At 62.2% G+C, this 13,430-nt stretch carries 10 protein-coding genes; all 10 read left to right on the top strand.

All coding sequences use genetic code 11. The annotated features are described in order from the left end of the window. The 10 genes from VMA09_02225 to VMA09_02180 all read left to right on the top strand — a co-directional run bounded on the left by VMA09_02225 (position 1) and on the right by VMA09_02180 (position 12,725). The gene (locus VMA09_02225; protein ID HUA32395.1) at positions 1 to 1,977 is read left to right on the top strand and encodes a Stp1/IreP family PP2C-type Ser/Thr phosphatase; all 1,977 of its coding nucleotides are present in this window, start codon (positions 1 to 3) and stop codon (positions 1,975 to 1,977) included. Positions 1,978 to 1,983: 6 nt separating this feature from the next. Beyond that, the gene (locus VMA09_02220) at positions 1,984 to 4,446 is read left to right on the top strand and encodes a protein kinase (protein HUA32394.1); all 2,463 of its coding nucleotides are present in this window, start codon (positions 1,984 to 1,986) and stop codon (positions 4,444 to 4,446) included. 120 nt (positions 4,447 to 4,566) lie between these two features. Continuing rightward, complete coding sequence (locus VMA09_02215; protein HUA32393.1) at positions 4,567 to 5,439, top strand: FHA domain-containing protein; 873 nt, start codon at positions 4,567 to 4,569, stop codon at positions 5,437 to 5,439. A gap of 2 nt (positions 5,440 to 5,441) precedes the next feature. Next, positions 5,442 to 6,221, top strand: a complete 780-nt coding sequence (locus tag VMA09_02210; protein ID HUA32392.1) for a hypothetical protein — start codon at positions 5,442 to 5,444, stop codon at positions 6,219 to 6,221. A gap of 231 nt (positions 6,222 to 6,452) precedes the next feature. Beyond that, positions 6,453 to 7,361, top strand: coding sequence for a decarboxylating 6-phosphogluconate dehydrogenase (gene gnd / locus VMA09_02205; protein HUA32391.1), 909 nt, complete (start codon positions 6,453 to 6,455; stop codon positions 7,359 to 7,361). 9 nt (positions 7,362 to 7,370) lie between these two features. Continuing rightward, complete coding sequence (gene zwf / locus VMA09_02200; GenBank protein ID HUA32390.1) at positions 7,371 to 8,906, top strand: glucose-6-phosphate dehydrogenase; 1,536 nt, start codon at positions 7,371 to 7,373, stop codon at positions 8,904 to 8,906. Between the two features lie 39 nt (positions 8,907 to 8,945). Further along, on the top strand, positions 8,946 to 9,947 hold the full coding sequence (locus VMA09_02195; protein ID HUA32389.1) for a class 1 fructose-bisphosphatase: 1,002 nt from the start codon (positions 8,946 to 8,948) through the stop codon (positions 9,945 to 9,947). 12 nt (positions 9,948 to 9,959) lie between these two features. Next, complete coding sequence (gene glk / locus VMA09_02190) at positions 9,960 to 10,943, top strand: glucokinase (protein HUA32388.1); 984 nt, start codon at positions 9,960 to 9,962, stop codon at positions 10,941 to 10,943. 42 nt (positions 10,944 to 10,985) lie between these two features. Then, a complete protein-coding gene (locus tag VMA09_02185; GenBank protein HUA32387.1) occupies positions 10,986 to 11,900 on the top strand; it encodes a class I fructose-bisphosphate aldolase in 915 nt (304 codons plus the stop codon). Between the two features lie 15 nt (positions 11,901 to 11,915). After that, the gene (locus tag VMA09_02180) at positions 11,916 to 12,725 is read left to right on the top strand and encodes an enoyl-CoA hydratase/isomerase family protein (protein ID HUA32386.1); all 810 of its coding nucleotides are present in this window, start codon (positions 11,916 to 11,918) and stop codon (positions 12,723 to 12,725) included. Positions 12,726 to 13,430: the final 705 nt, after the last annotated feature.

Raw genomic sequence — 13,430 nt, 5'->3', positions numbered from 1 at the left:
ATGATCACCTGCCCTGAATGCGGCCAGGCAGCTCCCGACGGCGCGAAATTTTGCGATCGATGCGGCCAGGGGCTGAGCGCCGCGGCTGCCGCGCCGCCGCCTGCGACGCGTCCCCTAGCGCTCAAGCCGGGCGCGAAGCTCAAGGGTGTCTATGAGATCGTCGAGGTTGTGGGACAGACCTCGATCGAAAATCGCTACCGCGTGAAGCGCGATCGCGACGGCCAGACCGAGACGCTGATGCTGCGCGAGCGCTTCGGACCCGGCCTCGAAGACGCCGAGGCCGAGGCGGAAGCGATCGATCCGCCACAACCGGAGCCGCCCGCGCCCGTCGTCGATCCCAATGGTCCGCAGGCGAAGACCGCCGAGCTGAAGCCGATCGCACCGCCGCCCAGCGAAACCAACGGCGCATCTTCGACCAATGGCACAGCCCCCGAGGCCGATGCGCCTCGCGCGGAACTGCACGCCGCCCCCGAATCGCAAGCCACGACCGAATCTGGCGAGGGCGTCGTCGAGCTCGCCGAGGCTGACACCGAGCCCCTGGAAGCCCCCGCAGAAGAAGTGGCGCCCAACGAGCCGCCCGCACCCGAGGATTTGGGCGAAGTCTTCGGCCGCGTGCTCGCGCTCTCGATGACGCTCACGCATCCCGCATTTCAGCGCGCGCTCGCAGGCTTTGCCGACGACGATCGCGTGTACCTCGTCTATGCCGATGAGCAGATGCGCCCCGTTCATCGCGGAGCCAAGCCGATGAGCGAGGCCGATGCTATCGCGGCCGCGATCCAGGTCTGCCAGGCGATTTCGTTCGTGCATCGCCGTGGACTCCGGCTCAACGACATCTGCCCCGAGTCTGTCCTGCTTTCGTCCCAGGGCCGAATCAAAATCACCGGCCTCGATTACGTCAGCAACGACAACGAGCTTCAGTCCGAACCGATTTTCAATGACGGCTACACGGCGCCCGAGATTTATCGCAGCAAGCGGACCGACAAGCGCGCCGATGTGTTCTCGGCCGGCGCTCTGCTCTATTCGTGGCTCACGGCGGAGCGGATCCCGAGCGAAAGCTGGCGTGAGGAAGCCAGCGAGGTGCGCTTTTACCCGCCGCATGTGCTGACGCCGAAACTCGAGCAGGCCATTCGCCGCGCGATTGCATTCGATTCCAAGGATCGCTGGCCGACAATCGACGATTTCAAAGGGGCCCTGACCAGCATGACCGGCAACGTCAGGCTACGCGCTGCCGCGATGACCGACGTGGGCATCGTCCGCGAGCATAACGAAGACTCCGTGATGGCCGTCGAGTACGTCCGCGAATCGTTGGTCGATCCTGCGCAGAACCATCTCTTTGTCGTCGCCGACGGGATGGGCGGGGCAGAAGCCGGCGAAGTCGCATCGGCAATTGCCGTAGCGACGATCCGGGATTATGTTGAAACGGCACTCGAAGGGTCGGACTCCAGGAAGCCGGAAGTGCTTCTTGCCGCCGCCCTCGAGGCGGCGAATCAGAAGATTCTGGACTACGTGGCAGCGCATCAGGAGTCGCGCGGAATGGGCTCAACCGCGGTTGGCGCTCTCGTATTGCCGCCCGATGCGGCCGTCGCATGGGTTGGAGACAGCCGCGCGTACTTCCTGGACAGCGGCCAGCTGCGCCAGGTCACCAAGGACCATTCGCTCGTTCAGCGCCTGGTGGATATCGGACAGATTACGGCCGAAGAGGCGCGCACTCACGAGCACAAGAACGTGATCACACGCTCGCTCGGCGCGCGCCAGACTGGGCCCGCAGGAGCAGAGGCGATCGCGCTCAAGCTCAAGCGCGGCGACCGCCTGCTGCTGTGCAGCGACGGGCTCACGGCGCACGTTGACGATAATGAAATTGCAATGATTCTCACGCGACACGGCGATCCGTACGACGCCGCGCGCGAACTGGTCGTGGCCGCGAACGCTGGCGGAGGAACCGACAACGTCTCGGTAGTTGTTGTATTCGCGAGCTGATGCGTGATGGCTGATACGCAAGGAAATGCAGGCCCGCTGACGCCGGGCACCACGCTCCAGAACCGCTACTTCATCGAGCGGCTCCTGGGCGGTGGCGGCATGGGCGTGGTTTACCTTGCGCGCGATCAGCGGCTCGCTAATCGTCCCTGCGCCATCAAGGAAATGGTCGATCACTTCATCGACCAGGCGCAGCGCATCGAGGCCAACGAATACTTCGCCCGCGAAGCCGACACGCTCGCCCAACTGAAGCATCAGGCGATCCCCTCGATCACCGACCGCTTCGACGACAAGAATCGCCATTACCTCGTCATGGAATATGTCGAGGGACGCAATCTCGAAGAGGAGATCACCGCCACCGGCCAGGCGCTCTCCGAGAGCCTCGTGATCGACGTCGCGCGCCAGCTATGCGACGTGCTCGCGTATCTGCACGGCCTCGTCCCGCCGATCATCTACCGCGACATGAAGCCTTCGAACGTGATGCTCACGCCGAAGGGACGTGTCGTGCTGGTGGACTTCGGTATCGCGCGGCTGTTCAAGGCGGCGCGCAAAGGCACGATGATCGGCACGCTCGGCTTCGCGCCGCCCGAGCAGTACCAGGGCACGGTCGATCCGCGCAGCGATATCTACTCGCTCGGCGCGACGCTGCACTTCGTCCTTACCAACCGCGATCCTGAAAAATTCCCGCCCTTCAGCTTCCCGAAGATCAAGGAGCTGATGCCGAACGTGTCGGACAACCTGGCCGGCGCGATCGACGCCGCACTCGCCTATGACGTGAACCGCCGTCCCGCGACTATCCAGGAATTCCGCGACATGATGCTCTATGGCCGCGGCCTCGAGCACACCGGCGGGCTCCACGTCAGCGCGACCGGCGGCACTGGCGGACTGTCGTTCAGCGACGAAATTCACGATGACATGGAGTATGTGCGGCCGAAGCCGCGCCGGAGCGGGCGGCGCGCGGTCGCGCTCATCACGTTTTCGATTTTTCTCGCCGGCCTCGCCTTCGGCGCGACCTATATCTACTCGAATCCTGAATTGCAGTCGCAGCTCGGACTCAAGCCTCTCATCGACAACCTGCCGTGGAAGCACGAGGAGCTCGTCAATCAAGCGCGCGAGCATCCGCTCGAATTCCAGCAGATGACGCTCGCGCTTTCGACTCGCGATGGCACCGCGATCAGCGCTCCACAGTCGAGCTTCTCCGACATCGATCTGACCAATGCCCACTACCTGAAGTGGACGGCAAATTTCAAAAACGGCCTCGCCGGACTCGAGGGCCGCGACGAAAAGGTCGAGGCCAAGTTCTACAGTCCGAGTGGCGGCGACCCGATAACGACCAGCTCGCAGCAGAGCTATGTCGGGCCAAGCGACAAGACCGTGGAGTTCAGCGGCGTCGCGCTGATGCCGACGATGACCGGCAAGCCGCCCGGCGCCTACAAGGTCGCGCTCTACGCCGACAATCAGCCGCTCGCCGAGCAGGCGTTTATTGTCACCCAGGACCTGAGCGCAAAGGCCAAGGTCGACGCGGCGGAAAAAGAAGCTGACGATGCGATCAAAGCCGAAGAGCGAAAGCGCGCCGAGGAAGCCAAGCAGCTCGCGATGATCGAGAAACGGCGCGCCAAGCCGCTCGCGCTGCGTGAGATCTCATTTCGCAACACAACCAAGACCGGCACTCCGCTGTCGAATGCGTCAAGCAGCTTCGACATATCGAAGGTGCTGTTCATCGGATGGCAGGTATCGTTCGACAACGAGCTCTACAAGCTTGAGTCGAGCCAGTACCGCCTCGATGCCGCGTATATTGCGCCCGACGGTAGTACGCTCGGCGCCGTCAATGACTTTCAGCAGGTCTCGCCGAATCAAAAGACCGTCACCTTCAGCGGACGCGTCGGCAACTCAAAAGGCGGCGCATTCCTGCCCGGGACCTACACAGTCAACTTTTATTTGAACGGGCAGTACTTCGCGGAGAAGAAATTCAACGTCGCCGACAATGGCGCAGCGACGTATTCATCTGGCGGCGGCAGCCCTGGCTATGGCGGCGGGAGCAGCTACGGCGGAGGCAGCGGTTACAGTGGCGGCAGCAGCGGCGGCGGATTCCCCAGCGGCGGCTATGCCTCAAGCGGCGGCAGTGCCAGCGGGTTCGGCGCCAGCGGCGGCACCGTCGATCCGGGGATGCTCGGACCGATGCTCGCAAACGGGAGTATCAGCGGACTCTCCGGCGGAGGAAACGCGCAACTCGAATTACGTCTGAGGCCGCAGCCGAACGGCTTCCTTCACGGCGAGCTGGTGATTCATAAGCCCGGATTCGGCCTCACTCCGATTGAAGGCTACGTGCGCGGCAACCATTTGCAATTCCAGGTGCCCTACGGCACGGAGACTTATTACTTCGAAGGCGCGCGCTCGAGTGACACGCTGGCCGGCAAGTTCGAATCGACGCCGTCGGGCACACACGGCACCTGGACCGCGCAGGCTAACTAATGTGCATCGTCTCGGACGCTCGCCCGCGGGTTTCACCGATCAACACAAACTGATTCTTCTGCCGCGGCTGATTTGCGCTTGAACCTGAAATCGCGCCGCGCAATTCTTATCGACGGTTAGATGGCTAGTAACGTTTCGAGTGAGAAACTGCTCTTCTATGCCGCCGCGGGCGGCCTTGGCGGATTTGCGGCGTGGGGCGCGGCCGAGCCCATCCTGGGCATCCATTCGGTCTATGCGCGCGATATCCTGTTCGGTGCGCTGATCGGCGCCTTCATTGCGGCCTTCCTCGCTTCGATCGAAGCTCTAAGCGTCGGCCAGTGGCGGCTTGCGATTCGAAGCCTCGTCACCGGCGGTACAATCGGCGCGATCGGCGGTGCGCTGGGACTCATCGTCGCCGAACTCGCCTTCGACATTCTCGGCGGTCTCAACGGCCGAATCCTCGGATGGAGCGTGCTGGGCGTCTTCGTCGGACTCGGAGTCGGCGCATCGTCGCAATCCGCGGCGCGGCGGCGCAATGGCGCGATCGGCGGAATCGTCGGCGGCGCTTTGGGCGGATTTGTCTACCAGGCGTTAACCTCGACGTTTCCGCAGGCCTTCGGCCGCGCGATCGCGATCATCGTGCTCGGCGCGCTGATCGGATTCTTCATCGGACTCGTCGGCGAGCTCTTGAAGCGCGGATGGCTGATGGTGGTGCGCAGCGCGAGCCGCAACGCCCGCGAAGGACGCGAGTATCCGCTCACCAAGCCGGTCACGATCATCGGCCGCGCCGAGGAAAGCGATATCGGCCTCTTCGGCGATCAGAACGTGCTCGGCCATCATGCGATAATTCGCCGCGAGGGGCGCAACTTTGTGATCACCGCCACGGGCGGCGGGCAGGTCTTCGTCAATCGTCAGCAGGTCAACGGTAAATATTCGCTGAAGAGCGGCGACCGGCTGGAAGTCGGCGGCACGCTCTTTCTCTTCCGCGAGCGCGCACAAGCTGCGCGACAGTAGGCATGACCCCGGCGCGCAAGATCCTCGCGATGGCCTCGATTGTCGCCGTCGCGCTCGCGGCCGGATGCGCCACGCAGAGCAGTAATCAAGCCGGCCAAGGTGGTGCGGCCGCGCCGGCCACCAGCACGGGAGTCGAGACCATCGAGTACTACCCCTCGTTGGTGAAGGGCTATCAGAACAGCTACCCGCGCCGCACAATCACGATCCTGACGCCGACCATCGCCGCCGATATCGGCAACGTCCCGCCGGCTGAGGCGCCGCCGCTCAATGGCAATCCTATGATCGGGCAGCTCGTCGATCAGTACGGCAACGTGACCGAGCGCCTCTACGCTGGACCGCTCGCCGTCACCGTCCAGAACGCCATCGCGCGTTCAGCCGAAGAGGCTGGCATGGTCGCATCCGCCTCGGGCGATAGTGTCTATCGAGCCGGCACGATGCAGAATCAGGACTATGTGCTGGCGAGCCAAATCAAACGATGCTGGGTCAGGAAGAGCAAGGCACCCGACGGGCATGCCGGCGTATGGCATAGCGAGGCCGACTTCGAGCTCGACGTGACGATTTACAAACCGCCGTTCAGCGTGGAGTTCTGGAAAGGCACGAGTGAAGACACCTACTACGATCCTCCGGTCGGCTCCTTCGCGCTTGGTCCTGAAGACGAAGCCGGCGTCTACGACTTCCCCGGCCAGGTCCTGTCGGTAGCGCTGACCCGCGGCGTAGCCGGTATCTTCGAAAAGCAGGATCTCCGCAACCTGATCCTCGAAGACGACATCCACCAGCACTAACGGTCTTTGCTTATCCACTTTCTTTCTTAATCCCTCTCCCTGACCGGGGAGAGGGAATCAGGCGACCGCAGATGGAATCAAAACGATGGAGCCTCGCCGCGTTGCTTTGAACTACTCGAGGGGTTCGACTACTTTGAATTTGATGCCTGGCGCCGTGGTTGCCGCTTTGTGTAGTGCGGATCTCCATCGGCTCTGATTTCAAATCCCTCCGCCAAGGAAATTCAACAGCACATGGAACTGGGATTCGTCGGACTCGGCAAGATGGGGATGAATATGGTCGAGCGGCTGCGGCGCGATAACCATCGCATCGTCGCCTTCGACCTCGAAAAACCGAAACTCGCCGAGGTCTCGACCTTCGGCGCTCTGGGCGTCGCCACGCTCAGCGAAATGGTGGCGAAGCTCGAGCCTCCACGGCTTATCTGGGTGATGCTTCCCGCAGGCGAGCCGACGGAGTCCACCGTCCTCGAACTCGGCGCGCTGCTCCAGGCCGACGACACGATCGTCGACGGCGGCAACAGCAATTTCAAAGACGATGCGCGCCGCGCCGCCGATCTCGGCACGCGCGGGATCCATTACCTCGATGTCGGCACGAGCGGCGGCGTCTGGGGCCTCAAGAACGGCTATTGCCTGATGGTCGGCGGCGAGGAACAGATTTTTCGCCGTTATGAGCCGATTTTCGCGACCCTGGCCCCGCCCAACGGCTACGATCGGGTCGGTGGCAACGGCGCTGGCCATTACGCCAAGATGGTTCACAATGGAATCGAGTACGCGATGATGCAGGCCTATGCCGAGGGTTTCGAATCGCTGCACGAGTCGGGCTACGGCTTCGATCTCGGGGCGATGGCGCGCTTATGGGGCCGTGGCAGCGTGGTGCGCTCATGGATGCTCGAGCTCGCGGAAATTGTGCTGGCCCGCGATCCGGAGCTGCGCCGGATTCGCGGCTATGTCGAGGATTCGGGCGAAGGGCGCTGGGCCGTGATCGATGCGATCGAAAGGGGAATTGCTACACCGGCGACTGCGCTCGCACTCTTCGCGCGATTTCGTTCGCGCGCGGGCCACGGCGCCGCCGGTACGTTTTCCGAAAAGCTGCTGGCTGCGCTCCGCGATCAGTTCGGCGGCCACGGCGTAATGAAGGAATAATCACACAAGATGGCAGCTCATTCTTACCAATCGATCGAGATTGGCCACTCCAACAACAAGCATCAAGCTTATCCGCCCTGCATGGCGGTGATTTTCGGCGGCGCCGGCGATCTGAGTCATCGCAAGCTGCTGCCTGCGCTCTATAACCTGTCGCTCGATGGCGAATTGCCGCAGAACTTCGGCATCCTGGCGTTCGCGATCGACGATCTCAACGACGAAAGCTTCCGCAACTTCGCGCGCTCGGGAATCGAAAAGTTCTCGCGCCAGGAACTGAAGGACGATGCGTGGACCAAGTTCGCGCAACGGCTGCATTTCTTTCGCGGCAGCTTTACCGAGGCCAAGGACTACGCCTCGCTGAAAAAGGAGATGCAGCGGCTTGATCGCGAGAATATGACCGGCAGCAACCGCTTTTTCTATTATGCGGTGCCGCCTGCTTTCATCGAGAATTGCTCCGCCGGGATCAGCGGCGCGGGCCTCGTCACTCCTCCCGATTCGGGCCATCCGTTCACCCGCGTCGTGGTCGAGAAACCGATCGGCCGCGATCTCGCGAGCGCCGTCGCGATCAACGAGATGCTCTCGAAGTACTTCGACGAGAGCCAGATCTTTCGTATCGACCATTACCTCGGCAAGGAGACCGTCGAAAATCTGATGGTCCTGCGCTTCGCCAACGCGATCTTCGAGCCGATCTGGAGCGCGCGCTATATCGACCATGTGCAGATCACCGTCGCCGAGGCTGAGGGTGTCGGCACGCGCGCCGCGTATTACGAGGGTGCAGGCGCATTGCGCGACATGGTGCAGAGCCATCTGCTGCAGGTGCTGTCGATAATCGCGTCGGAGCCGCCGCGCACGACGCATGCCGACTCGGTTCGCGACGCCAAGCTCGACGTCATCCGCTGCCTAAGGGCGATCAGCGATGAAGACGTCGAGAAGTGGGTCGTGCGCGGACAGTACGACGAAGGCCTGGTGCGCGGGATGGCGGCCAAGGCATATCGGGAGGAGCCCAACGTCTCGCGCGATTCGAAGATCGAAACCTTCGTCGCGCTGAGATGCTGGATCGACAACTGGCGATGGGCCGGGGTGCCGTTCTATCTGCGTACCGGCAAGCGGCTGCCGAAGCGCTCCAGCGAGATCGCGATTTACTTCAAAAGCGTCCCGCGAATTTTGTATAACGCCAATCCGCGAGCCCAGCTCGCGCCCAATATGATGACGATCAGGATTCAACCCGACGAGGGCTTGTCCCTGCACATCATGTCCAAAGTGCCGGGCGGACAGCAGACGCGCCTCGCTCCGGTCCAGGTCGATTTCCACTACCAGTCAACCTCGCCCGAGGCTTACGAGACGCTGCTCAGCGACATTATCACGGGCGATCAAACGCTCTTCATGCGGCGCGATTCAGTCGAAGCCGCCTGGCACTTCCTGCAGCCGATTCTCGACACCTGGAGCGCGTCATTCGAGGAGCCCAGGATCTACGCGGCGGGCTCGTGGGGCCCGCTCGAGGCCGCCCTGATGATCGCAGCCGACGGCCGCACCTGGCGCACGCTGTGAACCTTCCATCAAGGGGAACGTCCACGACGAGGTAACGATATGAGCGCCCCCGGCATCACACTCACGCGCCACATCATGACCAAGAAGAGCACCGCGATTCCCTCGCACGATCTCGCGCTCGTCATGGAACGGATCGAGCTCGTCGCCAAGCGGATTTCGCGCGAGCTCGCGATCGCTTCGCTCGGCGGCGAGACCGGGTACACCGGCGCCACGAATGTGCAAGGCGAGCAGGTCAAGAAACTCGACGAATGGGGAAACGACGTCTTCCTCGAGACCTTCGAGCACGGCTTCCCGGTCTGCAGCCTGATTTCCGAGGAGATGGATGAGCCGCGCCATTATGGCGGAAGCTGCGGCGCTTCGAGCTACTGCGTGCTCTACGATCCGATCGACGGCTCGTCGAACACCGACGTCAACGGCTCACTCGGCACAATCTTCGCCGTAAAAAAACGCGCCGCGAAGCACGGCGCCGGAATCGATGACCTGCTAACTCCCGGTTTACATCAGGTGGTCGCAGGCTACGTTGCCTACGGTCCGAGCACGCAGCTCATCTACACCGCGGGCGATGGCGTCGATATTTTCACGCTCGACCCCAGCCTCGGCGAGTTCATCCTGTGGCGCGAGAACGTCAAGATGCCGGCGCATGGCAGCGTCTATGCCACCAACCAGGGCAATGTCGGCAAATGGCATCCCAACGCCCGCAAGTACATCGAGCATCTCAGCAGCCGCAGGGACAAGCGCACCAGCTACTCGCTGCGCTACTGCGGCGCGTTCGCCAACGACTTCCATCGCTTCCTGCTCGAGGGCGGCATCTACCTTTATCCCGGTGAAGTGACCGAGGGCGGCAAGACCAAGGGCAAGCTGCGCCTGATGTACGAGCTGGCGCCGCTGGCGATGGTGGCGGAGCAGGCTGGAGGGCGCGCCTCGACCGGCACGGGACGCATCCTCGACGCTACTCCGGCTGCGATTCACGATCGACTTCCTGTTTACATCGGCAGCGGCGACGAGGTGCGGCTGGCCGAGGAGATGAAGGTCGAAGGCTAAGGAGAGATCATCATGGCCGGATTGGTTCTTGCGGGCGATGTAGGCGGCACAAAGACCAATCTCGGCTTGTTCGAGATCGACGACGGCAAGTTCAATCGCGTCCGTCACGAGCAATACATCACCAGGGATTTTGCGAAGCTCGAAGATGCGTGCCTGAAGTTTACCCAGGGCACTGCGATCCGAGCCGTTTGCATGGGAGTGCCGGGGCCGATCGTCGATGGGCGTGCGCGCGCTACCAACGTCGCGTGGATCATGGCCGAGGATACGCTCTCCAAAGCGATGGGCGGCGTTCCGGCGCGGCTTATCAACGATCTCGGCGTCACTGCTTACGGGATGCTCTATCTCAAGCCCGAGGAGATTGGCGTGCTCCATCGCGCAGAGCGTCCCGCACGCGGCAATGTCGCCGTAATCGCGGCGGGCACTGGACTCGGCGAAGGTGCGCTGGTTTACGAACGCGATCATTACTACGCCGTCGCCTCCGAAGGCGGCCATTCGGATTTCGCGCCGCTCAACGACGAGCAGGTTGACTTGTATCGATTCCTCAAGGCCGAGTTTTTCGATCACGTGAGCTTCGAGCGCGTGCTCTCAGGCCCGGGTCTGCACAATATCTACCGCTTCCTGCGCAAACGGCATGGCGACCCCGAGCCCCAATGGCTGACGAAGGAAATCGAAGGCGGCGACCCCGCGGCGGCGATCAGCGAGGCGGCGCTTAAGAATCGCGACGAGATTTGCGTCAATGCGCTCACGACCTTCGCTGAGATTTACGGGGCAGAGGCTTCTAATCTCGCGCTCAAGGTGCTGGCTCTGGGCGGCGTCTATGTCGCCGGCGGTATCGCGCCGAAGATCCTGCCGTTCCTGACCAAGGGTGCATTCATTCGCGGGTTCTTTTCCAAAGGCCGCTTGAATGCGATGCTGCGCCAGATCGACGTGCGGGTCTCACTCAATCCTGGGGCCGCATTGTCGGGTGCGGCTCACTGCGCCGCGGCATTATTGTGATATGAAAAACGCAGTTCACCCAACCAGGGTTCGAGGAACGATATGACCAAGCGAGTTAGAGAGATCCTGAGTTACTACGACTCCGAGAATGCCGGGGTCCGCTCCAACCTGGCCCGGATGCTCAATCACGGCAAGCTCGGCGGCACGGGCAAGATGGTTATTCTGCCGGTCGACCAGGGTTTCGAACACGGTCCGGCACGCAGCTTCGCCGTCAATCCGCCGGCCTACGATCCGCGCTATCACTTCCAGCTCGCGATCGACGCCGGATGCAACGCCTACACGGCGCCGCTTGGTTTCCTCGAGGCGGGCGCCGCAGAGTACGCAGGCGAGATTCCGATCATCCTCAAGCTCAACAGTCACGACGTTCTGCACGACGAGAAGGATCCTCTTCCTGCGATCACCGCGAGCGTGAAAGATGCGCTGCGAATCGGCGCGGCCGCGGTAGGCATGACGATCTACCCGGGCTCATCCCACGCGCAGCAGATGTATCACGAGCTGCAGGAGCGTGCGCTCGAAGCTAAAGCGCACGGTCTTGCGGTGGTCGTATGGTCGTATCCGCGCGGCTCGACGATCAGCAAGCAGGGCGAAACCGCAATCGATGTCGTCGCATATGCGGCGCAGATCGCCGCGCAGCTCGGCGCCAATATCATCAAGGTGAAGCCGCCGACGGCGTTCATCGAACAGCCCGAGGCGAAGAAGGCCTATGAGTCGAACAAGGTTCCGGTCGAGCCGCTCTCAGCGCGAATCCGCCACGTCGTGCAATCCGCCTTCGACGGCCGCCGTATCGTGATCTTCTCGGGCGGACCCAAGGAGAGCGACGAGCAGTTGATGAACGATGTACGCGAAATCCACGCCGGCGGCGGATACGGCTCGATCATCGGCCGCAACTCGTTCCAGCGCCCGAAGCCTCATGCGCTCGAGCTGCTCGGCAAGATCATGGACATCTATCGCGGCTAGGATCGGCGGCACACGATGCAATACAGCGAGTACCAGCACCTTCTGTTCGAGCGTAAGGACGATGGCATCCTGCTTATCACGCTCAACCGTCCCGAAGTTCTGAACGCGACCAACAACCGGCTCCATTGGGAGCTGAGCCGCGTATGGCTCGATATCGCCGAGGACGACGAGACCAACGTCGTGGTCGTCACCGGCGCGGGCCGTGCGTTCTCGGCCGGCGGCGATCTGGAGATGATCCAGGGCATGGCAGGCAACGCCGCCAACATCGCGCAAGCATGGAAAGAGGCCGGCGACATCGTCTTCAACATGACGAACCTCGACAAGCCGATCATCTCGGCGATCAATGGCGTCGCAGTCGGCGCGGGGCTCGCCGTCGCGTTCATGGCCGATATCAGCATCGCGTCCGAGGCGATGCGCATAACTGACGGTCATCTCAGGCTCGGCGTCGCGGCTGGAGATCACGCGGTGATCATCTGGCCGCTTTTGTGCGGGATGGCAAAGGCGAAGTACTACCTGCTGACGGCGGATTTTATCGACGGCAAAGAGGCCGAGCGTATCGGCCTCGTGAGCCTCTGCGTACCGCCTGACCAGCTGATGACCAAGGCGATGGATGTGGCGAAGAAACTCGCGCGCGGTCCGCAGCAGGCAGTCCGCTTCACGAAGCGTGCACTCAACGGCTGGCTGAAAGTAGCCGGGCCGGCATTCGACGCCTCGCTGGCGCTGGAAATGATGGGCTTCTTCAGTCCCGACCTCGCCGAGGGCGTAAAAGCACTCCAGGAAAAACGCCAGCCATCCTTCCCCGGCTTCCCCACCCGCAAGCATTAAGATCTGATTCGCAAAGCCTCTGTTCCCTCTCCTCATCCTCGGAGAGGGAACAGCAGATAGCCTCTCCCGCGGCTGACGCCGAAGGCGGAAGCCGCAAACCAGGAGAGGCCGCGATTCGATTCGCACCGCGAATCGGAGCGCGGGTGAGGGCGACTACCCACCAACGCTCGCGATGACGCGCCCGCACCCGCCGTCCGATTCACGAAGTGAATCGAAGAGCGGCCTCTCCCGATTTACGACTGCGGCCAGGGCCGCAGCCGCGGAGAGGCTATTCAAAACACCCTGGGACTTCGCCCGGTACTGATGTAAACTGCCGGTCATCATGGAAGGCAAGCTGGTCAGGCTGCGCGCTCGTGAACCTGACAACGCATGCGACCAACGAGCGTGCGATCCGATGCTATGATAAGTGTGGCTTCGTCCGCGAAGGTTTGTTCCGTGAAGAACCTACATTCGCGGCAAATATATCGACCTGGTTGCAATGGGCGTGCTACGAGCCGAATACGACCAGCGTCTCGCGCCGCGACCGGCGCTTGAAAAGCTTCGACACCCCTTTGGAAAACAACTGACTTTTCGATAGGTTCTTTAGGTCCTGATTTCTAAATACCTCGGGAGGGGAAAATGAAACGACTGGCGATCGTGGCGAGTTCGGCGTTGATGGCTGCAACGTTCTTATTCGCCGTTGGAGTGCATAGCTCTTATGCAGCC

The organism is Candidatus Binataceae bacterium, assembly GCA_035508495.1.
GTDB lineage: Bacteria > Desulfobacterota > Binatia > Binatales > Binataceae > JASHPB01.
This window is presented reverse-complemented; position numbering and strand designations above follow the sequence as displayed.

Excerpts from the sequence above, each read along its gene's own strand:
- VMA09_02195 (HUA32389.1), top strand. The coding sequence starts at position 8,946 with ATGAGCGCCCCCGGCATCACACTCACGCGCCACATCATGACCAAGAAG.
- VMA09_02215 (HUA32393.1), top strand. The coding sequence starts at position 4,567 with ATGGCTAGTAACGTTTCGAGTGAGAAACTGCTCTTCTATGCCGCCGCG.
- VMA09_02180 (HUA32386.1), top strand. The coding sequence starts at position 11,916 with ATGCAATACAGCGAGTACCAGCACCTTCTGTTCGAGCGTAAGGACGAT.
- VMA09_02185 (HUA32387.1), top strand. The coding sequence starts at position 10,986 with ATGACCAAGCGAGTTAGAGAGATCCTGAGTTACTACGACTCCGAGAAT.
- VMA09_02210 (HUA32392.1), top strand. The coding sequence starts at position 5,442 with ATGACCCCGGCGCGCAAGATCCTCGCGATGGCCTCGATTGTCGCCGTC.
- VMA09_02225 (HUA32395.1), top strand. The coding sequence starts at position 1 with ATGATCACCTGCCCTGAATGCGGCCAGGCAGCTCCCGACGGCGCGAAA.
- VMA09_02220 (HUA32394.1), top strand. The coding sequence starts at position 1,984 with ATGGCTGATACGCAAGGAAATGCAGGCCCGCTGACGCCGGGCACCACG.
- glk (HUA32388.1), top strand. The coding sequence starts at position 9,960 with ATGGCCGGATTGGTTCTTGCGGGCGATGTAGGCGGCACAAAGACCAAT.
- zwf (HUA32390.1), top strand. The coding sequence starts at position 7,371 with ATGGCAGCTCATTCTTACCAATCGATCGAGATTGGCCACTCCAACAAC.
- gnd (HUA32391.1), top strand. The coding sequence starts at position 6,453 with ATGGAACTGGGATTCGTCGGACTCGGCAAGATGGGGATGAATATGGTC.